The 23,390-nt window shown below is 52.1% G+C and carries 18 protein-coding genes, 4 tRNA genes and 1 rRNA gene; 16 read left to right on the top strand and 7 right to left on the bottom strand.

The features are described 5' to 3' along the window. Window positions 1-73 precede the first annotated feature (73 nt). From rrf to birA, 3 genes are all read left to right on the top strand, one after another. Window positions 74-189, top strand: a 5S ribosomal RNA gene (gene rrf, locus HBM92_RS23035). 136 nt (window positions 190-325) lie between these two features. Further along, window positions 326-1,354 carry a UDP-N-acetylmuramate dehydrogenase gene (gene murB / locus HBM92_RS23030; RefSeq protein WP_001016654.1) on the top strand — a complete coding sequence of 343 codons (1,029 nt, stop codon included), beginning with the start codon at window positions 326-328 and terminating at the stop codon, window positions 1,352-1,354. Beyond that, window positions 1,351-2,316, top strand: coding sequence for a bifunctional biotin--[acetyl-CoA-carboxylase] ligase/biotin operon repressor BirA (gene birA, locus HBM92_RS23025; protein ID WP_000654598.1), 966 nt, complete (start codon window positions 1,351-1,353; stop codon window positions 2,314-2,316). The genes murB and birA overlap by 4 nt, the downstream gene beginning before the upstream one ends. Before the next feature lie 28 nt (window positions 2,317-2,344). Here the strand turns inward: birA and coaA are convergent, their stop codons facing one another. Continuing rightward, a complete protein-coding gene (gene coaA, locus HBM92_RS23020; RefSeq protein ID WP_000023081.1) occupies window positions 2,345-3,295 on the bottom strand; it encodes a type I pantothenate kinase in 951 nt (316 codons plus the stop codon). Between the two features lie 361 nt (window positions 3,296-3,656). Between coaA and HBM92_RS23015 the strand changes: the two genes are divergently transcribed. The 13 genes from HBM92_RS23015 (at window position 3,657) to rpoC (ending at window position 17,721) form a co-directional block, all read left to right on the top strand. Beyond that, window positions 3,657-3,732 (top strand) — tRNA-Thr (locus tag HBM92_RS23015). An 8-nt stretch (window positions 3,733-3,740) separates the two neighbouring features. Then, a tRNA-Tyr gene (locus HBM92_RS23010) sits at window positions 3,741-3,825 on the top strand. A 116-nt stretch (window positions 3,826-3,941) separates the two neighbouring features. Beyond that, window positions 3,942-4,016: transfer RNA gene (locus HBM92_RS23005), tRNA-Gly, on the top strand. A 6-nt stretch (window positions 4,017-4,022) separates the two neighbouring features. Then, a tRNA-Thr gene (locus HBM92_RS23000) sits at window positions 4,023-4,098 on the top strand. 114 nt (window positions 4,099-4,212) lie between these two features. After that, window positions 4,213-5,397 carry an elongation factor Tu gene (gene tuf / locus HBM92_RS22995; RefSeq protein WP_000031784.1) on the top strand — a complete coding sequence of 395 codons (1,185 nt, stop codon included), beginning with the start codon at window positions 4,213-4,215 and terminating at the stop codon, window positions 5,395-5,397. A 229-nt stretch (window positions 5,398-5,626) separates the two neighbouring features. Next, window positions 5,627-6,010 (top strand): preprotein translocase subunit SecE, encoded by a 384-nt coding sequence (secE, locus tag HBM92_RS22990; RefSeq protein WP_001275702.1) that lies wholly within the window; start codon window positions 5,627-5,629, stop codon window positions 6,008-6,010. Between the two features lies 1 nt (window position 6,011). After that, entirely contained in the window at window positions 6,012-6,557 is a 546-nt protein-coding gene (gene nusG, locus HBM92_RS22985; RefSeq protein WP_001287521.1) for a transcription termination/antitermination protein NusG, read from the top strand. A gap of 158 nt (window positions 6,558-6,715) precedes the next feature. Continuing rightward, a complete protein-coding gene (rplK, locus tag HBM92_RS22980) occupies window positions 6,716-7,144 on the top strand; it encodes a 50S ribosomal protein L11 (RefSeq protein WP_001085926.1) in 429 nt (142 codons plus the stop codon). A 3-nt stretch (window positions 7,145-7,147) separates the two neighbouring features. Further along, a complete protein-coding gene (gene rplA, locus HBM92_RS22975; RefSeq protein WP_001096684.1) occupies window positions 7,148-7,852 on the top strand; it encodes a 50S ribosomal protein L1 in 705 nt (234 codons plus the stop codon). A 291-nt stretch (window positions 7,853-8,143) separates the two neighbouring features. After that, a complete protein-coding gene (gene rplJ / locus HBM92_RS22970) occupies window positions 8,144-8,641 on the top strand; it encodes a 50S ribosomal protein L10 (protein WP_001207201.1) in 498 nt (165 codons plus the stop codon). A 66-nt stretch (window positions 8,642-8,707) separates the two neighbouring features. After that, a complete protein-coding gene (gene rplL, locus HBM92_RS22965; RefSeq protein WP_000028878.1) occupies window positions 8,708-9,073 on the top strand; it encodes a 50S ribosomal protein L7/L12 in 366 nt (121 codons plus the stop codon). 319 nt (window positions 9,074-9,392) lie between these two features. Next, the gene (gene rpoB / locus HBM92_RS22960) at window positions 9,393-13,421 is read left to right on the top strand and encodes a DNA-directed RNA polymerase subunit beta (protein ID WP_000263098.1); all 4,029 of its coding nucleotides are present in this window, start codon (window positions 9,393-9,395) and stop codon (window positions 13,419-13,421) included. A 76-nt stretch (window positions 13,422-13,497) separates the two neighbouring features. Further along, entirely contained in the window at window positions 13,498-17,721 is a 4,224-nt protein-coding gene (rpoC, locus tag HBM92_RS22955; RefSeq protein WP_000653952.1) for a DNA-directed RNA polymerase subunit beta', read from the top strand. Between the two features lie 241 nt (window positions 17,722-17,962). Here the strand turns inward: rpoC and thiH are convergent, their stop codons facing one another. Genes thiH through thiC form a run of 6 tightly spaced genes read right to left on the bottom strand, consistent with a single transcriptional unit; the run spans window position 17,963 to window position 23,327 of the window. Further along, window positions 17,963-19,096 (bottom strand): 2-iminoacetate synthase ThiH, encoded by a 1,134-nt coding sequence (thiH, locus tag HBM92_RS22950; RefSeq protein ID WP_000847471.1) that lies wholly within the window; start codon window positions 19,094-19,096, stop codon window positions 17,963-17,965. Further along, window positions 19,093-19,863, bottom strand: coding sequence for a thiazole synthase (gene thiG, locus HBM92_RS22945; protein WP_000902352.1), 771 nt, complete (start codon window positions 19,861-19,863; stop codon window positions 19,093-19,095). Before thiG ends, thiH begins: the two co-directional genes overlap by 4 nt. 1 nt (window position 19,864) lies before the next feature. Continuing rightward, window positions 19,865-20,065: a sulfur carrier protein ThiS gene (thiS, locus tag HBM92_RS22940; protein WP_001166248.1), complete on the bottom strand. Its 201-nt coding sequence runs from the start codon at window positions 20,063-20,065 to the stop codon at window positions 19,865-19,867. Then, complete coding sequence (thiF, locus tag HBM92_RS22935; protein ID WP_001305323.1) at window positions 20,049-20,804, bottom strand: thiazole biosynthesis adenylyltransferase ThiF; 756 nt, start codon at window positions 20,802-20,804, stop codon at window positions 20,049-20,051. Before thiF ends, thiS begins: the two co-directional genes overlap by 17 nt. Beyond that, window positions 20,797-21,432, bottom strand: coding sequence for a thiamine phosphate synthase (thiE, locus tag HBM92_RS22930; RefSeq protein WP_001305322.1), 636 nt, complete (start codon window positions 21,430-21,432; stop codon window positions 20,797-20,799). Before thiE ends, thiF begins: the two co-directional genes overlap by 8 nt. After that, on the bottom strand, window positions 21,432-23,327 hold the full coding sequence (thiC, locus tag HBM92_RS22925) for a phosphomethylpyrimidine synthase ThiC (RefSeq protein ID WP_001305321.1): 1,896 nt from the start codon (window positions 23,325-23,327) through the stop codon (window positions 21,432-21,434). Before thiC ends, thiE begins: the two co-directional genes overlap by 1 nt. Between the last annotated feature and the right edge of the window lie 63 nt (window positions 23,328-23,390).

The raw sequence follows: 23,390 nt of genomic DNA, 5'->3' as shown, positions 1-23,390 counted from the left end.
GGATGAGAGAAGATTTTCAGCCTGATACAGATTAGATTAACCGGCGACAAGCGGGTTAATGAAACAGAATTTGCCTGGCGGCCTTAGCGCGGTGGTCCCACCTGACCCCATGCCGAACTCAGAAGTGAAACGCCGTAGCGCCGATGGTAGTGTGGGGTCTCCCCATGCGAGAGTAGGGAACTGCCAGGCATCAAATTAAGCGAAGAGCCCAGTCGGAAGACTGGGCCTTTTTGCGTTTCTATAAACTCTTCCTGTCGTCATATCTACAAGCCATCCCCCCACAGATACGGTAAACTAGCCTCGTTTTTGCATCAGGAAAGCAGCTATGAACCACTCCTTAAAACCCTGGAACACATTTGGCATTGATCATAATGCTCAGCACATTGTATGTGCCGAAGACGAACAACAATTACTCAATGCCTGGCAGCATGCAACCGCAGAAGGACAACCCGTTCTTATTCTGGGTGAAGGAAGTAATGTACTTTTTCTGGAGGACTATCGCGGCACGGTGATCATCAACCGGATCAAAGGTATCGAAATTCATGATGAACCTGATGCGTGGTATTTACATGTAGGAGCCGGAGAAAACTGGCATCGCCTGGTAAAATACACTTTGCAGGAAGGTATGCCTGGTCTGGAAAATCTGGCATTAATTCCTGGTTGTATCGGCTCATCACCTATCCAGAATATTGGTGCTTATGGCGTAGAATTACAGCGAGTTTGCGCTTATGTTGATTGTGTTGAACTGGCGACAGGCAAGCAAGTACGCTTAACTGCCAAAGAGTGCCGTTTTGGCTATCGAGACAGTATTTTTAAACATGAATACCAGGATCGCTTCGCCATTGTAGCCGTAGGTCTGCGTCTGCCAAAAGAGTGGCAACCTGTACTGACGTATGGTGACTTAACTCGCCTGGATCCTTCAACGGTAACGCCACAGCAAGTATTTGATGCGGTGTGTCATATGCGCACCACCAAACTCCCTGATCCAAAAGTGAACGGTAATGCGGGTAGTTTCTTCAAAAATCCTGTTGTTTCTGCCGAAACTGCTAACGCGTTGTTGGCACAATTTCCAACAGCCCCACATTACCCCCAGGTGGATGGTTCAGTAAAACTGGCTGCAGGTTGGCTTATTGATCAGTGCCAGCTTAAAGGGACGCAAATTGGTGGGGCTGCGGTACACCGTCAACAGGCGCTGGTTCTCATAAATGAGCACGATGCAAAAAGCGAAGATGTTGTACAGCTGGCGCATCATGTAAGACAAAAAGTGGGTGAAAAATTTAATGTCTGGCTTGAGCCTGAAGTCCGCTTTATTGGTGCATCAGGTGAAGTGAGCGCAGTGGAGACAATTTCATGAAGGATAACACCGTGCCACTGAAATTGATCGCCCTGTTAGCGAATGGCGAATTTCACTCTGGCGAGCAGTTGGGTGAAACGCTGGGAATGAGCCGGGCGGCTATTAATAAACACATTCAGACACTGCGTGACTGGGGCGTTGATGTATTTACTGTTCCGGGTAAAGGATACAGCTTGCCCGAGCCAATCCAGTTACTTAATGCCGAAAAGATATTGAGTCAGCTGGATGACGGCAGTGTAGCCGTGCTGCCAGTTATTGACTCCACGAATCAGTATCTCCTGGACCGCATCGGAGAGCTTAAATCTGGCGATGCCTGTGTTGCAGAATACCAGCATGCTGGCCGTGGTCGTCGTGGTCGGAAATGGTTTTCGCCTTTTGGCGCGAACTTATATTTGTCGATGTTCTGGCGTCTGGAACAGGGCCCGGCGGCGGCGATTGGTTTAAGTCTGGTTATCGGTATCGTGATGGCGGAAGTATTACGCAAGCTGGGTGCAGATAAAGTTCGTGTTAAATGGCCTAATGACCTCTATCTGCAGGATCGCAAGCTGGCAGGCATTCTTGTGGAGCTGACTGGCAAAACCGGCGATGCGGCGCAAATAGTCATTGGTGCAGGGATCAACATGGCAATGCGTCGTGTTGAAGAGAGTGTCGTTAATCAAGGGTGGATCACGCTGCAGGAAGCCGGGATCAATCTCGATCGTAATACTCTTGCGGCCATGCTGATACGTGAATTACGCGCGGCGCTGGAACTCTTCGAGCAAGAAGGATTGACACCTTATCTTTCGCGCTGGGAAAAGTTGGATAATTTTATTAATCGCCCAGTGAAACTTATCATTGGTGATAAAGAAATATTTGGCATTTCACGCGGAATAGACAAACAGGGTGCTTTATTACTTGAGCAGGATGGAATAATAAAACCCTGGATGGGCGGTGAAATATCCCTGCGTAGTGCAGAAAAATAAGAAAGGGGAGCATTAACTCCCCTTTAAATTATTTGCGTAGTCTGACCTCTTCTACTGCATGATTAGCACTTTTCGTCAGGATTAAACTGGCACGCTCGCGAGTAGGTAGAATATTTTGCTTTAAGTTCAGCCAGTTGATCTCTTTCCACAATGTCATGGCAGTCTTAATAGCTTCTTCTTTAGTTAATTTCGCGTAGTTATGAAAATAGGAATCCGGGTCTGTAAAAGCCCCTTCGCGGAATTTCAGAAAACGGTTGATATACCACGTCTGAAGTAAGTCTTCCGGTGCATCAACATATATCGAAAAATCGACAAAATCAGAAACAAATACATGATGTGGATCGTGTGGATAATCCATCCCGCTCTGTAAGACATTTAACCCTTCAAGAATTAAAATATCAGGCTGAACAACAGTTTTATCTCCATCCGGGATCACATCATAAATAAGATGCGAGTAAACAGGGGCTGTAACGTTTGGCACGCCGGATTTGAGATCGGAAACAAACTTCACCAGGCGATGCATATCATACGATTCCGGGAAGCCTTTCTTCTTCATCAGACCACGTTCTTTCAGAACCTGATTAGGGTGAAGGAAGCCATCTGTAGTGATCAGTTCAACACGACGATGTTCCGGCCAACGGCTTAATAGCGCCTGCAATACACGGGCGGTTGTACTTTTCCCCACCGCGACACTACCAGCAATACTGATAATGTAAGGAATGCGTTGCCCGTTGGTACCAAGAAACTGTTCCAGAACTGCCTGACGGCGCAGATTCGAGCTTATATAGAAGTTCAGCAAACGTGACAGAGGTAAATAGATCTCGGCAACTTCTTCTAACGAGAGATCTTCATTAATACCTTTGAGACGGGCGATCTCATCTTCCGATAACGTCATAGGTACGGAATCACGCAGAGCTGCCCACTGGTTGCGGTCAAACTGTAGGTAAGGCGTCATTAACGTTTGCTCTTTTATACTCATAAGCATGTTTCTGGCGGTCATAGCTCTATCGGCAAAGCGATATTTGCCATGGCGCGTCACAGTTCTGTTGAATGGGTTAATGGGCAGGAGGGTAACACCAGATGGGGAGGAATAATAAGAAAAAATCTCTCCCAGGAAGCTATCGTTGAAAAGCAATGTGACAGATATTCCATCTGATAAAAAGAATTATGGTTTAGCAGGAGCACATTGTTGAGCACAATGATGTTGAAAAAGTGTGCTAATCTGCCCTCCGTTCGGCTGTTTCTTCATCGTGTCGCATAAAATGTGACCAATAAAACAAATTATGCAATTTTTTAGTTGCATGAACTCGCATGTCTCCATAGAATGCGCGCTACTTGATGCCGACTTAGCTCAGTAGGTAGAGCAACTGACTTGTAATCAGTAGGTCACCAGTTCGATTCCGGTAGTCGGCACCATCAAGTCCGGTGGGGTTCCCGAGCGGCCAAAGGGAGCAGACTGTAAATCTGCCGTCACAGACTTCGAAGGTTCGAATCCTTCCCCCACCACCAATTTCGGCCACGCGATGGCGTAGCCCGAGACGATAAGTTCGCTTACCGGCTCGAATAAAGAGAGCTTCTCTCGATATTCAGTGCAGAATGAAAATCAGGTAGCCGAGTTCCAGGATGCGGGCATCGTATAATGGCTATTACCTCAGCCTTCCAAGCTGATGATGCGGGTTCGATTCCCGCTGCCCGCTCCAAGATGTGCTGATATAGCTCAGTTGGTAGAGCGCACCCTTGGTAAGGGTGAGGTCGGCAGTTCGAATCTGCCTATCAGCACCACTTCTTTTCTCCTCCCTGTTTTTTCCTTCTGTTTATTGCATTCAACAAGTCGGGCATGTTGCCTGGTTGATGTGGTGATATCACCGATTTATCCGTGTCTTAGAGGGACAATCGATGTCTAAAGAAAAGTTTGAACGTACAAAACCGCACGTTAACGTCGGTACTATCGGCCACGTTGACCATGGTAAAACAACGCTGACCGCTGCAATCACTACCGTACTGGCTAAAACCTACGGCGGTGCTGCTCGCGCATTCGACCAGATCGATAACGCGCCGGAAGAAAAAGCTCGTGGTATCACCATCAACACTTCTCACGTTGAATATGACACCCCGACCCGTCACTACGCACACGTAGACTGCCCGGGGCACGCCGACTATGTTAAAAACATGATCACCGGTGCTGCTCAGATGGACGGCGCGATCCTGGTAGTTGCTGCGACTGACGGCCCGATGCCGCAGACTCGTGAGCACATCCTGCTGGGTCGTCAGGTAGGCGTTCCGTACATCATCGTGTTCCTGAACAAATGCGACATGGTTGATGACGAAGAGCTGCTGGAACTGGTTGAAATGGAAGTTCGTGAACTTCTGTCTCAGTACGACTTCCCGGGCGACGACACTCCGATCGTTCGTGGTTCTGCTCTGAAAGCGCTGGAAGGCGACGCAGAGTGGGAAGCGAAAATCCTGGAACTGGCTGGCTTCCTGGATTCCTACATTCCGGAACCAGAGCGTGCGATTGACAAGCCGTTCCTGCTGCCGATCGAAGACGTATTCTCCATCTCCGGTCGTGGTACCGTTGTTACCGGTCGTGTAGAACGCGGTATCATCAAAGTTGGTGAAGAAGTTGAAATCGTTGGTATCAAAGAGACTCAGAAGTCTACCTGTACTGGCGTTGAAATGTTCCGCAAACTGCTGGACGAAGGCCGTGCTGGTGAGAACGTAGGTGTTCTGCTGCGTGGTATCAAACGTGAAGAAATCGAACGTGGTCAGGTACTGGCTAAGCCGGGCACCATCAAGCCGCACACCAAGTTCGAATCTGAAGTGTACATTCTGTCCAAAGATGAAGGCGGTCGTCATACTCCGTTCTTCAAAGGCTACCGTCCGCAGTTCTACTTCCGTACTACTGACGTGACTGGTACCATCGAACTGCCGGAAGGTGTAGAGATGGTAATGCCGGGCGACAACATCAAAATGGTTGTTACCCTGATCCACCCGATCGCGATGGACGACGGTCTGCGTTTCGCAATCCGTGAAGGCGGCCGTACCGTTGGCGCGGGCGTTGTAGCAAAAGTTCTGAGCTAATTGCCGATAACATTTGACGCAATGCGCACTAAAAGGGCATCATTTGATGCCCTTTTTGCACGCTTTCGTACCAGAACCTGGCTCATCAGTGATTTTCTTTGTCATAATCATTGCTGAGACAGGCTCTGTTGAGGGCGTATAATCCGAAAAGCTAATACGCGTTTCGATTTGGTTTGCCTCGCGATCGCGGGGTGAAAATGTTTGTAGAATACTTCTGACAGGTTGGTTTATGAGTGCGAATACCGAAGCTCAAGGAAGCGGGCGCGGCCTGGAAGCGATGAAGTGGGTCGTTGTGGTGGCATTGCTCCTGGTAGCGATTGTCGGCAACTACCTTTATCGCGACATTATGCTGCCGCTGCGTGCGCTGGCCGTAGTAATTCTGATTGCTGCAGCGGGTGGTGTCGCGCTGTTAACGACAAAAGGTAAAGCAACCGTTGCTTTTGCCCGTGAAGCGCGTACCGAAGTCCGTAAGGTCATTTGGCCGACTCGCCAGGAAACATTGCACACCACGCTGATTGTGGCTGCGGTTACCGCAGTAATGTCACTGATCCTGTGGGGACTGGATGGTATTCTGGTTCGCCTGGTATCCTTTATCACTGGCCTGAGGTTCTGAGATGTCTGAAGCTCCTAAAAAGCGCTGGTACGTCGTTCAGGCGTTTTCCGGTTTTGAAGGCCGCGTAGCAACGTCGCTGCGTGAGCATATCAAATTACACAACATGGAAGAGTTGTTTGGTGAAGTCATGGTACCAACCGAAGAAGTGGTTGAAATCCGTGGCGGTCAGCGTCGCAAAAGCGAACGTAAATTCTTCCCTGGCTACGTCCTCGTTCAGATGGTGATGAACGACGCGAGCTGGCACCTGGTGCGCAGCGTACCGCGTGTGATGGGCTTCATCGGCGGTACTTCCGATCGTCCTGCGCCAATCAGCGATAAAGAAGTCGATGCGATTATGAACCGCCTGCAGCAGGTTGGTGATAAGCCGCGTCCGAAAACGTTGTTTGAACCGGGTGAAATGGTCCGTGTTAATGATGGTCCGTTCGCTGACTTCAACGGCGTTGTTGAAGAAGTTGATTACGAGAAATCTCGTCTGAAAGTGTCTGTTTCTATCTTCGGTCGTGCGACCCCTGTAGAGCTGGACTTCAGCCAGGTTGAAAAAGCTTAACTCAGCGATCAAAAAAGCGGCGATTTAATCGTTGCACAAGGCGCGAGATTGGAATACAATTTCGCGCCTTTTGTTTTTATGGGCCTTGCCCGTAAAACGATTTTTTATATCACGGGGAGCCTCTCAGAGGCGTTATTACCCAACTTGAGGAATTTATAATGGCTAAGAAAGTACAAGCCTATGTCAAGCTGCAGGTTGCAGCTGGTATGGCTAACCCGAGTCCGCCAGTAGGTCCGGCTCTGGGTCAGCAGGGCGTAAACATCATGGAATTCTGCAAAGCGTTCAACGCAAAAACTGATTCCATCGAAAAAGGTCTGCCGATTCCGGTAGTAATCACTGTTTACGCTGACCGTTCTTTCACTTTCGTTACCAAGACTCCGCCGGCAGCAGTTCTGCTGAAAAAAGCGGCTGGTATCAAGTCTGGTTCCGGTAAGCCGAACAAAGACAAAGTGGGTAAAATTTCCCGCGCTCAGCTGCAGGAAATCGCGCAGACCAAAGCTGCCGACATGACTGGTGCCGACATTGAAGCGATGACTCGCTCCATCGAAGGTACTGCACGTTCCATGGGCCTGGTAGTGGAGGACTAAGAAATGGCTAAACTGACCAAGCGCATGCGTGTTATCCGCGAGAAAGTTGATGCAACCAAACAGTACGACATCAACGAAGCTATCGCTCTGCTGAAAGAACTGGCGACTGCTAAATTCGTAGAAAGCGTGGACGTAGCTGTTAACCTCGGCATCGACGCTCGTAAATCTGACCAGAACGTACGTGGTGCAACTGTACTGCCGCACGGTACTGGCCGTTCCGTTCGCGTAGCCGTATTTACCCAGGGTGCAAACGCTGAAGCTGCTAAAGCTGCAGGTGCTGAACTGGTAGGTATGGAAGATCTGGCTGACCAGATCAAGAAAGGCGAAATGAACTTTGACGTTGTTATTGCTTCTCCGGATGCAATGCGCGTTGTTGGCCAGCTGGGCCAGGTTCTGGGTCCGCGCGGCCTGATGCCAAACCCGAAAGTGGGTACTGTAACGCCGAACGTTGCTGAAGCGGTTAAAAACGCTAAAGCTGGCCAGGTTCGTTACCGTAACGACAAAAACGGCATCATCCACACCACCATCGGTAAAGTGGACTTTGACGCTGACAAACTGAAAGAAAACCTGGAAGCTCTGCTGGTTGCGCTGAAAAAAGCAAAACCGACTCAGGCGAAAGGCGTGTACATCAAGAAAGTTAGCATCTCTACCACCATGGGTGCAGGTGTTGCAGTTGACCAGGCTGGCCTGAGCGCTTCTGTAAACTAATGCCTTTACGTGGGCGGTGATTTTGTCTACAATCTTACCCCCACGTATGCTAACGAAAGTTAGCAGCTAAAAAGATTTGTTCGTTGGAGCCTGGCCTATCCAGGCCTCCGTCGAAGACCGCAGGAGTTTCGCAAGAAACTTAATCCCCTGCGTAGACGGTGACAGAACGCTAAGATTATTCTTTTATATTCTGGCTTGTTTCTGCTCACCGTAATTAAGACGCTCTCTCCGTTTGGAGGAGTGAAGTGAGTTCCAGAGATTTTCTCTGGCAAACATCCAGGAGCAAAGCTAATGGCTTTAAATCTTCAAGACAAACAAGCGATTGTTGCTGAAGTCAGCGAAGTAGCCAAAGGCGCGCTGTCTGCAGTAGTTGCGGATTCCCGTGGCGTAACTGTAGATAAAATGACTGAACTGCGTAAAGCAGGTCGCGAAGCTGGCGTATACATGCGTGTTGTTCGTAACACCCTGCTGCGCCGTGCTGTTGAAGGTACTCCGTTCGAGTGCCTGAAAGACGCGTTTGTTGGTCCGACCCTGATTGCATACTCTATGGAACACCCGGGCGCTGCTGCTCGTCTGTTCAAAGAGTTCGCGAAAGCGAATGCAAAATTTGAGGTCAAAGCCGCTGCCTTTGAAGGTGAGCTGATCCCGGCGTCTCAGATCGACCGCCTGGCAACTCTGCCGACCTACGAAGAAGCAATTGCACGCCTGATGGCAACCATGAAAGAAGCTTCGGCTGGCAAACTGGTTCGTACTCTGGCTGCTGTACGCGATGCGAAAGAAGCTGCTTAATCGCAGTTATCTTTTTAACGCATTCGCTTACGTATAAACTTATTCTGATATTCAGGAACAATTTAAATGTCTATCACTAAAGATCAAATCATTGAAGCAGTTGCAGCTATGTCTGTAATGGACGTTGTAGAACTGATCTCTGCAATGGAAGAAAAATTCGGTGTTTCCGCTGCTGCTGCTGTAGCTGTAGCTGCTGGCCCGGTTGAAGCTGCTGAAGAAAAAACTGAATTCGACGTAATTCTGAAAGCTGCTGGCGCTAACAAAGTTGCTGTTATCAAAGCAGTACGTGGCGCAACTGGCCTGGGTCTGAAAGAAGCTAAAGACCTGGTTGAATCTGCACCGGCTGCTCTGAAAGAAGGCGTGAGCAAAGACGACGCAGAAGCACTGAAAAAAGCTCTGGAAGAAGCTGGCGCTGAAGTTGAAGTTAAATAAGCCAACCCTTCCGGTTGCAGCCTGAGAAATCAGGCTGATGGCTGGTGACTTTTTAGTCACCAGCCTTTTTGCGCTGTAAGGCGCCAGTAGCGTTTCACACTGTTTGACTACTGCTGTGCCTTTCAATGCTTGTTTCTATCGACGACTTAATATACTGCGACAGGACGCCCGTTCTGTGTAAATCGCAATGAAATGGTTTAAGCGTGATAGCAACAGGCATTGCGGAAAGTGTTCCATTTTCCGGTCAACAAAATAGTGTTGCACAAACTGTCCGCTCAATGGACAGATGGGTCGACTTGTCAGCGAGCTGAGGAACCCTATGGTTTACTCCTATACCGAGAAAAAACGTATTCGTAAGGATTTTGGTAAACGTCCACAAGTTCTGGATGTACCTTATCTCCTTTCTATCCAGCTTGACTCGTTTCAGAAATTTATCGAGCAAGATCCTGAAGGGCAGTATGGTCTGGAAGCTGCTTTCCGTTCCGTATTCCCGATTCAGAGCTACAGCGGTAATTCCGAGCTGCAATACGTCAGCTACCGCCTTGGCGAACCGGTGTTTGACGTCCAGGAATGTCAAATCCGTGGCGTGACCTATTCCGCACCGCTGCGCGTTAAACTGCGTCTGGTGATCTATGAGCGCGAAGCGCCGGAAGGCACCGTAAAAGACATTAAAGAACAAGAAGTCTACATGGGCGAAATTCCGCTCATGACGGACAACGGTACCTTTGTTATCAACGGTACTGAGCGTGTTATCGTTTCCCAGCTGCACCGTAGTCCGGGGGTCTTTTTTGACTCCGACAAAGGTAAAACCCACTCTTCGGGTAAGGTGCTGTATAACGCGCGCATCATCCCTTACCGTGGTTCCTGGCTGGACTTCGAATTCGATCCGAAGGACAACCTGTTCGTACGTATCGACCGTCGCCGTAAACTACCTGCGACCATCATTCTGCGTGCCCTGAACTACACCACAGAGCAGATCCTCGACCTGTTCTTTGAAAAAGTTATCTTTGAAATCCGTGATAACAAGCTGCAGATGGAACTGGTGCCGGAACGCCTGCGTGGTGAAACCGCATCTTTTGACATCGAAGCTAACGGTAAAGTGTACGTAGAAAAAGGCCGCCGCATTACTGCGCGCCATATTCGCCAGCTGGAAAAAGACGACGTCAAGCTGATCGAAGTCCCGGTTGAGTACATCGCAGGTAAAGTGGTTGCTAAAGACTACATTGATGAGTCTACCGGCGAGCTGATCTGCGCAGCGAACATGGAGCTGAGCCTGGATCTGCTGGCTAAGCTGAGCCAGTCTGGTCATAAGCGTATCGAAACGCTGTTCACCAACGATCTGGATCACGGCCCATATATCTCTGAAACCTTACGTGTCGACCCAACTAACGACCGTCTGAGCGCACTGGTAGAAATCTACCGTATGATGCGCCCTGGCGAGCCGCCGACTCGTGAAGCTGCTGAAAGCCTGTTCGAGAACCTGTTCTTCTCCGAAGACCGCTATGACTTGTCTGCGGTTGGTCGTATGAAGTTCAACCGTTCTCTGCTGCGCGAAGAAATCGAAGGTTCCGGTATCCTGAGCAAAGACGACATCATTGATGTTATGAAAAAGCTCATCGATATCCGTAACGGTAAAGGCGAAGTCGATGATATCGACCACCTCGGCAACCGTCGTATCCGTTCTGTTGGCGAAATGGCGGAAAACCAGTTCCGCGTTGGCCTGGTACGTGTAGAGCGTGCGGTGAAAGAGCGTCTGTCTCTGGGCGATCTGGATACCCTGATGCCTCAGGATATGATCAACGCCAAGCCGATTTCCGCAGCAGTGAAAGAGTTCTTCGGTTCCAGCCAGCTGTCTCAGTTTATGGACCAGAACAACCCGCTGTCTGAGATTACGCACAAACGTCGTATCTCGGCACTTGGCCCAGGCGGTCTGACCCGTGAACGTGCAGGCTTCGAAGTTCGAGACGTACACCCGACTCACTACGGTCGCGTATGTCCAATCGAAACCCCTGAAGGTCCGAACATCGGTCTGATCAACTCCCTGTCCGTGTACGCACAGACTAACGAATACGGCTTCCTTGAGACTCCGTATCGTAAAGTGACCGACGGTGTTGTAACTGACGAAATTCACTATCTGTCTGCTATCGAAGAAGGCAACTACGTTATCGCCCAGGCGAACTCCAACCTGGATGAAGAAGGCCACTTCGTAGAAGACCTGGTAACTTGCCGTAGCAAAGGCGAATCCAGCTTGTTCAGCCGCGACCAGGTTGACTACATGGACGTATCCACCCAGCAGGTGGTATCCGTCGGTGCGTCCCTGATCCCGTTCCTGGAACACGATGACGCCAACCGTGCATTGATGGGTGCGAACATGCAACGTCAGGCCGTTCCGACTCTGCGTGCTGATAAGCCGCTGGTTGGTACGGGTATGGAACGTGCTGTTGCCGTTGACTCCGGTGTAACTGCGGTTGCTAAACGTGGTGGTGTCGTTCAGTACGTGGATGCTTCCCGTATCGTAATCAAAGTTAACGAAGACGAGATGTATCCGGGTGAAGCAGGTATCGACATCTACAACCTGACCAAATACACCCGTTCTAACCAGAACACCTGTATTAACCAGATGCCGTGTGTGTCTCTGGGTGAACCGGTTGAACGTGGCGACGTGCTGGCAGACGGTCCGTCCACCGACCTCGGTGAACTGGCGCTTGGTCAGAACATGCGCGTAGCGTTCATGCCGTGGAATGGTTACAACTTCGAAGACTCCATCCTCGTATCCGAGCGTGTTGTTCAGGAAGACCGTTTCACCACCATCCACATTCAGGAACTGGCGTGTGTGTCCCGTGACACCAAGCTGGGGCCAGAAGAGATCACCGCTGACATCCCGAACGTGGGTGAAGCTGCGCTCTCCAAACTGGATGAATCCGGTATCGTTTACATTGGTGCGGAAGTGACCGGTGGCGACATTCTGGTTGGTAAGGTAACGCCGAAAGGCGAAACTCAGCTGACCCCAGAAGAAAAACTGCTGCGTGCGATCTTCGGTGAGAAAGCGTCTGACGTTAAAGACTCTTCTCTGCGCGTACCAAACGGTGTATCCGGTACGGTTATCGACGTTCAGGTCTTTACTCGCGATGGCGTAGAAAAAGACAAACGTGCGCTGGAAATCGAAGAAATGCAGCTCAAACAGGCGAAGAAAGACCTGTCTGAAGAACTGCAGATCCTCGAAGCGGGTCTGTTCAGCCGTATCCGTGCTGTGCTGGTAGCCGGTGGCGTTGAAGCTGAGAAGCTCGACAAACTGCCGCGCGATCGCTGGCTGGAGCTGGGCCTGACCGACGAAGAGAAACAAAATCAGCTGGAACAGCTGGCTGAGCAGTATGACGAACTGAAACACGAGTTCGAGAAGAAACTCGAAGCGAAACGCCGCAAAATCACCCAGGGCGACGATCTGGCACCGGGCGTGCTGAAGATTGTTAAGGTATATCTGGCGGTTAAACGCCGTATCCAGCCTGGTGACAAGATGGCAGGCCGTCATGGTAACAAGGGTGTAATTTCTAAGATCAACCCGATCGAAGATATGCCTTACGATGAAAACGGTACTCCGGTAGACATCGTACTGAACCCGCTGGGCGTACCGTCTCGTATGAACATTGGTCAGATCCTCGAAACCCACCTGGGTATGGCTGCGAAAGGTATCGGCGACAAGATCAACGCCATGCTGAAACAGCAGCAAGAAGTCGCGAAACTGCGCGAATTCATCCAGCGTGCGTACGATCTGGGCGCTGACGTTCGTCAGAAAGTTGACCTGAGTACCTTCAGCGATGAAGAAGTTATGCGTCTGGCTGAAAACCTGCGCAAAGGTATGCCAATCGCAACGCCGGTCTTCGACGGTGCGAAAGAAGCAGAAATTAAAGAGCTGCTGAAACTTGGCGACCTGCCGACTTCTGGTCAGATCCGCCTGTACGACGGTCGCACTGGTGAACAGTTCGAGCGTCCGGTAACCGTTGGTTACATGTACATGCTGAAACTGAACCACCTGGTCGACGACAAGATGCACGCGCGTTCCACCGGTTCTTATAGCCTGGTTACTCAGCAGCCGCTGGGTGGTAAGGCACAGTTCGGTGGTCAGCGTTTCGGGGAGATGGAAGTGTGGGCGCTGGAAGCATATGGCGCAGCATACACCCTGCAGGAAATGCTCACCGTTAAGTCTGATGACGTGAACGGTCGTACTAAGATGTATAAAAACATCGTGGACGGCAACCATCAGATGGAGCCGGGCATGCCAGAATCCTTCAACGTATTGTTGAAAGAGATTCGTTCGCTGGGTATCAACATCGAACTGGAAGACGAGTAATTCTCGCTCAAACAGGTCACTGCTGTCGGGGTAAAACCCGGCAGCGGATTGTGCTAACTCCGACGGGAGCAAATCCGTGAAAGATTTATTAAAGTTTCTGAAAGCGCAGACTAAAACCGAAGAGTTTGATGCGATCAAAATTGCTCTGGCTTCGCCAGACATGATCCGTTCATGGTCTTTCGGTGAAGTTAAAAAGCCGGAAACCATCAACTACCGTACGTTCAAACCAGAACGTGACGGCCTTTTCTGCGCCCGTATCTTTGGGCCGGTAAAAGATTACGAGTGCCTGTGCGGTAAGTACAAGCGCCTGAAACACCGTGGCGTCATCTGTGAGAAGTGCGGCGTTGAAGTGACCCAGACTAAAGTACGCCGTGAGCGTATGGGCCACATCGAACTGGCTTCCCCGACTGCGCACATCTGGTTCCTGAAATCGCTGCCGTCCCGTATCGGCCTGCTGCTCGATATGCCGCTGCGCGATATCGAACGTGTACTGTACTTCGAATCCTATGTGGTTATCGAAGGTGGTATGACCAACCTGGAGCGTCAGCAGATCCTGACTGAAGAGCAGTATCTGGACGCGCTGGAAGAGTTCGGTGACGAATTCGACGCGAAGATGGGTGCGGAAGCAATCCAGGCCCTGCTGAAGAGCATGGATCTGGAGCAAGAGTGCGAACAGCTGCGTGAAGAGCTGAACGAAACCAACTCCGAAACCAAGCGTAAAAAGCTGACCAAGCGTATCAAACTGCTGGAAGCGTTCGTTCAGTCTGGTAACAAACCAGAGTGGATGATCCTGACCGTTCTGCCGGTACTGCCGCCAGATCTGCGTCCGCTGGTTCCGCTGGATGGTGGTCGTTTCGCGACTTCTGACCTGAACGATCTGTATCGTCGCGTCATTAACCGTAACAACCGTCTGAAACGACTGCTGGACCTGGCTGCGCCGGATATCATCGTACGTAACGAAAAACGTATGCTGCAGGAAGCGGTAGACGCCCTGCTGGATAACGGTCGTCGCGGTCGTGCAATCACCGGTTCTAACAAGCGTCCTCTGAAATCTTTGGCCGACATGATCAAAGGTAAACAGGGTCGTTTCCGTCAGAACCTGCTCGGTAAGCGTGTTGACTACTCCGGTCGTTCTGTAATCACCGTAGGTCCATACCTGCGTCTGCATCAGTGCGGTCTGCCGAAGAAAATGGCGCTGGAGCTGTTCAAACCGTTCATCTACGGCAAGCTGGAACTGCGTGGTCTTGCTACCACCATCAAAGCTGCGAAGAAAATGGTTGAGCGCGAAGAAGCTGTCGTTTGGGATATCCTGGACGAAGTTATCCGCGAACACCCGGTACTGCTGAACCGTGCACCGACTCTGCACCGTCTGGGTATCCAGGCATTTGAACCGGTACTGATCGAAGGTAAAGCTATCCAGCTGCACCCGCTGGTTTGTGCGGCATATAACGCCGACTTCGATGGTGACCAGATGGCCGTTCACGTACCGCTGACGCTGGAAGCCCAGCTCGAAGCGCGTGCGCTGATGATGTCTACCAACAACATCCTGTCCCCGGCGAACGGCGAACCAATCATCGTTCCGTCTCAGGACGTTGTACTGGGTCTGTACTACATGACCCGCGACTGTGTTAACGCCAAAGGCGAAGGCATGGTGCTGACTGGCCCGAAAGAAGCAGAACGTCTGTATCGCTCTGGTCTGGCTTCTCTGCATGCGCGCGTTAAAGTGCGTATCACCGAGTATGAAAAAGATGCTAACGGTGAATTAGTGGCGAAAACCAGCCTGAAAGACACGACTGTTGGCCGTGCCATTCTGTGGATGATTGTACCGAAAGGTCTGCCTTACACCATCGTCAACCAGGCGCTGGGTAAAAAAGCAATCTCCAAAATGCTGAACACCTGCTACCGCATTCTCGGTCTGAAACCGACCGTTATTTTTGCGGACCAGATCATGTATACCGGCTTTGCATATGCAGCGCGTTCTGGTGCATCTGTTGGTATCGATGACATGGTCATCCCGGAGAAGAAACACGAAATCATCTCCGAGGCAGAAGCAGAAGTTGCTGAAATTCAGGAGCAGTTCCAGTCTGGTCTGGTAACTGCGGGCGAACGCTACAACAAAGTTATCGATATCTGGGCTGCGGCGAACGATCGTGTATCCAAAGCGATGATGGATAACCTGCAAACTGAAACCGTTATTAACCGTGACGGTCAGGAAGAGAAGCAGGTTTCCTTCAACAGCATCTACATGATGGCCGACTCCGGTGCGCGTGGTTCTGCGGCACAGATTCGTCAGCTTGCTGGTATGCGTGGTCTGATGGCGAAGCCGGATGGCTCCATCATCGAAACACCAATCACCGCGAACTTCCGTGAAGGTCTGAACGTACTCCAGTACTTCATCTCCACCCACGGTGCTCGTAAAGGTCTGGCGGATACCGCACTGAAAACTGCGAACTCCGGTTACCTGACTCGTCGTCTGGTTGACGTGGCGCAGGACCTGGTGGTTACCGAAGACGATTGTGGTACCCATGAAGGTATCATGATGACTCCGGTTATCGAGGGTGGTGACGTTAAAGAGCCGCTGCGCGATCGCGTATTGGGTCGTGTAACTGCTGAAGACGTTCTGAAGCCGGGTACTGCTGATATCCTCGTTCCGCGCAACACGCTGCTGCACGAACAGTGGTGTGACCTGCTGGAAGAGAACTCTGTCGACGCGGTTAAAGTACGTTCTGTTGTATCTTGTGACACCGACTTTGGTGTATGTGCGCACTGCTACGGTCGTGACCTGGCGCGTGGCCACATCATCAACAAAGGTGAAGCAATCGGTGTTATCGCGGCACAGTCCATCGGTGAACCGGGTACACAGCTGACCATGCGTACGTTCCACATCGGTGGTGCGGCATCTCGTGCGGCTGCTGAATCCAGCATCCAGGTGAAAAACAAAGGTAGCATCAAGCTCAGCAACGTGAAGTCGGTTGTGAACTCCAGCGGTAAACTGGTTATCACTTCCCGTAACACCGAACTGAAACTGATCGACGAATTCGGTCGTACCAAAGAAAGCTACAAAGTACCTTACGGTGCGGTACTGGCGAAAGGCGATGGCGAACAGGTTGCTGGCGGCGAAACCGTTGCAAACTGGGACCCGCACACCATGCCGGTTATCACCGAAGTAAGCGGTTTTGTACGCTTTACTGACATGATCGACGGCCAGACCATTACTCGTCAGACCGACGAATTGACAGGTCTGTCTTCGCTGGTGGTTCTGGATTCTGCAGAACGTACCGCAGGTGGTAAAGATCTGCGTCCGGCACTGAAAATCGTTGATGCTCAGGGTAACGACGTTCTGATCCCGGGTACCGATATGCCTGCGCAGTACTTCCTGCCGGGTAAAGCGATTGTTCAGCTGGAAGATGGCGTACAGATCAGCTCTGGTGACACCCTGGCGCGTATTCCGCAGGAATCCGGCGGTACCAAGGACATCACCGGTGGTCTGCCGCGCGTTGCGGACCTGTTCGAAGCACGTCGTCCGAAAGAGCCGGCAATCCTGGCTGAAATCAGCGGTATCGTTTCCTTCGGTAAAGAAACCAAAGGTAAACGTCGTCTGGTTATCACCCCGGTAGACGGTAGCGATCCGTACGAAGAGATGATTCCGAAATGGCGTCAGCTCAACGTGTTCGAAGGTGAACGTGTAGAACGTGGTGACGTAATTTCCGACGGTCCGGAAGCGCCGCACGACATTCTGCGTCTGCGTGGTGTTCATGCTGTGACTCGTTACATCGTTAACGAAGTACAGGACGTATACCGTCTGCAGGGCGTTAAGATTAACGATAAACACATCGAAGTTATCGTTCGTCAGATGCTGCGTAAAGCTACCATCGTTAACGCGGGCAGCTCCGACTTCCTGGAAGGTGAACAGGTTGAATACTCTCGCGTCAAGATCGCAAACCGCGAACTGGAAGCGAACGGCAAAGTGGGTGCAACTTACTCCCGCGATCTGCTGGGTATCACCAAAGCGTCTCTGGCAACCGAGTCCTTCATCTCCGCGGCATCGTTCCAGGAGACCACTCGCGTGCTGACCGAAGCAGCCGTTGCGGGCAAACGCGACGAACTGCGCGGCCTGAAAGAGAACGTTATCGTGGGTCGTCTGATCCCGGCAGGTACCGGTTATGCGTACCACCAGGATCGTATGCGTCGCCGTGCTGCGGGTGAAGCTCCGGCTGCACCGCAGGTGACTGCAGAAGACGCATCTGCCAGCCTGGCAGAACTGCTGAACGCAGGTCTGGGCGGTTCTGATAACGAGTAATCGTTAATCCGCAAATAACGTAAAAACCCGCTTCGGCGGGTTTTTTTATGGGTGTTATTCAGAGGGCAAAGTCTTCACGGGAAATATTAAGAAAGGCAGGGCGAAACGAGGAAGAAGCTTTTCGCCCTGGACAACATTCCTGTTGACGGGACTACCATAAAAAAACACAACGCTTTCAACAACCTTGCGTTTTTCATCTTCCGGAGCTGCTCGGAATAAATTTACGTTCTTACATTCTGTCTCATGGCCTTTGCGATGGGCGTCCCAGATAGCTGTCCCAGTCTTTCCATACCGGCTGCAAACCCTGAGCGGTTAACGCGGCAGCAACCGCTTCCGGTCTGCGATCGTCGTGCGGTGAGAACTGTTCCAGCTCGGGGTGGTTGTCGGCATAGCCACCTGGCTGCGTTTTCGAAAAAGCGCTGACGTTATTAATTGCCAGCGGAATTACGCGATCGCGAAACCACGGTGATTCCCGCGTGGAGAGTGACAGTTCAATCTCCGGTGCAAGCAGCCGGAAAGCGCAGATGGCTTGCACTAACTGGCGTTCATCCATAATCGACGCAGGCTCAATGCTGCCAGTACATGGACGCAGGCGTGGGAAGGAGACAGAGTAGCGGCTTTGCCAGTAATGCTGTTGCAGCCATAGCAAATGTTCGGCAACCGTATAGCAGTCAACTCGCCAGTTGTCGGAAAGGCCGATTAGCGCGCCGAGGCCTATCTTATCAATCCCCGCACGCCCTAGCCGATCCGGCGTTTCCAGCCGCCAGAAGAAGTCCTGTTTTTTACCTTTCAGATGATGGCGGGCATAAGTCGCCTCGTGATATGTCTCCTGATAAACCATCACGCCATCCAGACCTAGTTGCTTTAACTCGGCGTATTCCGTCTCCGCCAGCGGTTGCACTTCCATCTGTAGTGAAGAGAACTGTTCACGCAGGGCAGGGAGATGACGACGAAAGTAATCCATCCCCACTTTCGCCTGATGTTCACCAGTGACTAATAGCAGATGTTCAAAGCCCATCTCCCGTATAGCGGCGCTTTCCCTGGCAATATCCGCTTCATCCAGCGTTTTGCGCTTGATGCGATTGCTCATGGAAAATCCGCAGTACGTGCAGTCGTTAGCGCAAAGATTGGAAAGATAAAGCGGGACGTAGAAGCTGACGACGTTGCCAAATCGCTGACGGGTCAGACGCTGCGCCCGTTGAGCCAGTGGTTCCAGGTATTCACTGGCGGCAGGTGATAGCAATGCCATCATATCGTCGCGGGTGAGTTGCGAGGCATTTAGCGCCCGCTCTACGTCAGCAGCCGTTTTGCTGTTGATACGCAGGCGAATGTCGTCCCAGTCCAGTTGTCGCCAGCGATCGCTGAAGGTTTTCATGCCGATGCCTCCAGAAATTCGGTCAGCGGGCTGGTGGCATGAGCAAAATGACTGCGGCTGCCCGGTCCGGCCTGACGTGCCAGCAGGCCTGCTTCTACCGCCAGGCGAAATGCCTTCGCCATGTTGACGGGATCGTCCGCGACGGCAATCGCCGTATTCACTAACACCGCATTGGCCCCCATTTCCAGTGCCTGCGCGGCATGGCTGGGAACACCGATGCCAGCATCGACAACCACCGGAACAGTGGCCTGTTGGATAATAATCTCCAGCATGGCGCGGGTTTCCAGTCCCTGATTCGAGCCAATCGGCGCGCCGAGCGGCATCACCGCTGCACAGCCGACTTCTTCCAGACGTTTACACAATACCGGATCGGCCCCGCAGTAAGGCAGCACGACAAATCCCTGTTGTACCAGCGTTTCGGCGGCTTTCAGGGTTTCGATGGGATCGGGCAACAGCCAGCGGGCGTCAGGGTGAATCTCTAATTTTAGCCAGTTTGTGCCTAACGCTTCACGTGCCAGATGGGCGGCGAAAATGGCTTCTTCCGCGGTTTTCGCCCCGGAAGTATTCGGCAGCAGGGTCACACCCGCCGCGATAAGCGGTTCGAGGATAGCGTCGTTGTGCTGGCGCAAGTCGACACGTTTCATCGCCAGCGTCACCAGTTGGCTGCCGGAAGCGCGAATAGACTCCACCATCAGTTGTGAAGAGGCGAATTTTCCGGTGCCGGTAAACAGATGTGAATCAAACGTTTTGTCCGCAATATGTAACATCTCAACCCCCTGCAATAACCTGAAAAAGCAGGATCTGGTCGCCATCCTGCACGATATGTTGCGCCCATTGTTCCCGCGGGACGATTTGCTGATTAATCGCCAGTGCCGCACCTGCTTGTTGTTGATCGAGTTGCTCCAGCAGTTCGTGAACAGTTAGTCCGGCGACACACTGCATCGGTTGATCGTTAAACAGGATCTGCATTGCTTCCTCCGCATACCGGGCAACCACTGGCGCGGCGCAAAGCCAGGCTGCGCCACTGGCTCGACTTACCGTCGAACAGTCGGAGTTCTCCCGCAGGCGTCTCTATACCGCTTAATAACTTAATGGCTTCCAGGGCCTGTAAAGTGCCCATAACCCCGACCACCGGGCCAACCACGCCCGCCGTGCGGCAGTTGCGTTCTGGCTCCTGGTTATCTGGCCACAGGCAGCGGTAACACCCCTGCTCCCAGGGCGGCGTCAGTACCATCAACTGACCGCCAAATCCGACCGCGCTGGCGGTGATAAGCGGCGTGTTGAGTGCCACGCAGGTGGCATTAATCTCCTGGCGAGTCGCCATATTGTCAGTACAGTCGAGCACCACATCGGCTTGTGCAACCGCATCTTTTAACGTCTCACCCGTTAATCGTTGTTGTAATGCCATCAGTTGAATGTCGGGATTCAACTGTGTCAGTCGCTGTTGGCTGACCTGTGATTTCGGGAGATCGATATCTTCAGTGGTAAAGAGGATTTGTCGTTGCAGATTGCTTAAATGCACATCGTCGTCATCTGCCAGTACCAGCGTCCCGACGCCAGCCCCCGCCAGGTATAGCGCAGCAGGTGTACCCAGACCGCCAAGACCAATAATCAGCACCTGGCTGTCGAGCAGTTTTTGCTGCCCGTCCAGAGCGATATCGTCGAGCAGGATTTGGCGGCTATAACGCATAAAGTCACGGTCATTCATCGCCAACTCCTGCAATTTCCAGCAGCTGTGCCGTTGCCAAACGCCAGTCTGCGGCTTGAGTAATGGCGCTGACGACGGCGATACTGCCGACACCCGTTGCTATCACCGCAGGCGCGCGCGCCAGACTGATACCGCCAATCGCCACGGTGGGATAATCCGCCAGGCGCTCAACATGCCGTGCCAGCTGTTCCAGCCCCTGGGGTGCGGAAGGCATCTGTTTGGTTTGCGTCGGGAACACATGTCCCAGCGCGATATAAGAAGGGCGTGCTGCCAGCGCGACGTCGATTTCCATATCATCATGTGTCGAAACGCCCAGTCGCAGACCTGCCGCGCGGATGGTGCTGAGATCGGTGGCTTGCAAATCTTCCTGCCCCAGATGGACGCCGTATGCCTGATGCTTGATCGCCAGTCGCCAGTAATCATTAATAAACAATCGCGCGTTATAGCGGCGGCCCAGCGCAATTGCCGCCACGACATCGGCTTCCACCTCTTCATCGCGCTGATCTTTGATGCGTAGCTGGAGAGTACGTACGCCTGCATCCAACAGACGTTCGATCCACTGTACGCTGTCAACCACCGGGTACAGTCCTAAACGAAAGGGTACAGGAGGAAACTCAGGCTGATACATCACGCTTCCTCCTTACGCAGGTAGATTTCTCCGCCTCTGGCGCGGAAGTTCTCCGACATATCCGCCATTCCCACTTCAATGGTTTGCGCGGCGGCGTAATCACGCACTTCCTGGCTGATTTTCATCGAGCAGAATTTCGGTCCACACATGGAGCAAAAATGGGCGACTTTACCGGACTCTTGCGGCAGGGTTTCATCGTGATAAGCGCGGGCAGTAAACGGGTCGAGGGCCAGATTAAACTGGTCTTCCCAGCGAAATTCGAAGCGGGCTTTCGACATGGCGTTATCGCGAATTTGCGCGCCCGGATGCCCTTTCGCCAGGTCGGCGGCGTGAGCGGCAATCTTATAGGTGATAAGCCCCTGTTTAACATCTTCTTTATTTGGCAGGCCCAGATGCTCTTTCGGCGTTACGTAGCAGAGCATTGCACAACCAAACCAGCCAATCATCGCCGCGCCAATCCCTGACGTGAAGTGGTCATAGCCCGGCGCGATATCGGTAGTTAGCGGCCCCAGAGTGTAAAATGGCGCTTCGTGGCAGTGCTCTAACTCCTCGGTCATATTGCGGCGAATCATCTGCATCGGCACGTGGCCTGGGCCTTCAATCATCACCTGTACGTCATATTCCCAGGCGATTTTAGTCAGTTCACCCAGCGTATGCAGCTCGGCAAACTGTGCTTCATCGTTGGCGTCCTGAATAGAACCGGGGCGCAGGCCGTCGCCCAGCGATAGCGAAACGTCATAAGCAGCACAGATTTCACAAATTTCGCGGAAGTGTTGATAGAGGAAATTTTCCTGATGATGGGAGAGGCACCATTTCGCCATAATCGAACCGCCGCGAGAGACGATACCGGTCAGGCGTTTCGCGGTCATCGGCACGTAGCGCAGCAGCACCCCCGCATGGATCGTGAAGTAATCCACACCTTGCTCGGCTTGTTCCAGCAGGGTGTCGCGGAAGACTTCCCAGGTAAGATCTTCAGCGATCCCGTTCACCTTCTCCAGTGCCTGGTAGATCGGCACTGTACCGATCGGCACCGGGCTGTTACGCAAAATCCACTCGCGGGTTTCGTGAATATAGCGACCAGTGGAAAGATCCATCACGGTATCCGCTCCCCAGCGTGTGGACCATACCAGTTTTTCCACTTCTTCTTCGATGGAAGAAGTGACCGCTGAGTTGCCGATATTGGCGTTAACTTTTACCAGGAAGTTACGGCCAATAATCATCGGCTCCGATTCCGGATGATTAATGTTGGCCGGGATAATCGCACGTCCGGCAGCAACTTCATCACGGACAAATTCCGCAGTGATATTTTCCGGCAGACGTGCGCCAAAGCTCATTCCCGGATGCTGGTGGCGTAAAACTTCGCTCCGTATGCGCTCGCGACCCATATTCTCGCGAATGGCGATGAATTCCATTTCGGGTGTGATGATACCCTGGCGGGCGTAGTGCAGTTGGGTGACGCGGCGTCCTGCTTTGGCGCGTTTTGGCGTTAATACGCCGCTAAAACGCAGCTCGTCGAGGCCATCATCTGCCAGCCGCGCTTTTGTGTAATCGGAACTGCGCACGGTAAGTTCTTCGGTATCGCCGCGCGCATCGATCCACGGCTGGCGTAGTTTTGCCAGCCCTTGCTGCACGTTAATGGCGATCTGCGGATCGCCATACGGACCGGAGGTGTCGTAGACCGGAATCGCTTCGTTTTCTTCGTACTGCGGTTGTTCTTTGCTACCGCCGATTAGCGTCGGGCTAAGCTGGATCTCACGCATCGGCACGCGCACGCCGGGTTGTGTGGCAGTGATGTAAATGCGTTTTGAGTTGGGAAAGGCGGAGCCTTCCAGGGTATCGATAAAATGTTGGGCCTGGGCGCGTTGTTCGCGGCGGGTCAGTTTTGTTGCAGACATAGCTCGTTCCAAAAAGTTAAGGACGTGGCTTGTCAGACGACGGATGAAGCAAGAGACGATCGC

It is taken from the genome of Escherichia sp. E.sYA108 (genome assembly GCF_011754335.1).
In the GTDB taxonomy this organism is placed as follows: Bacteria; Pseudomonadota; Gammaproteobacteria; order Enterobacterales; family Enterobacteriaceae; genus Escherichia; species Escherichia coli.
The sequence above is the reverse complement of the archived record's forward strand: the minus strand, read 5'-3'. Positions and strand labels throughout refer to the sequence as shown.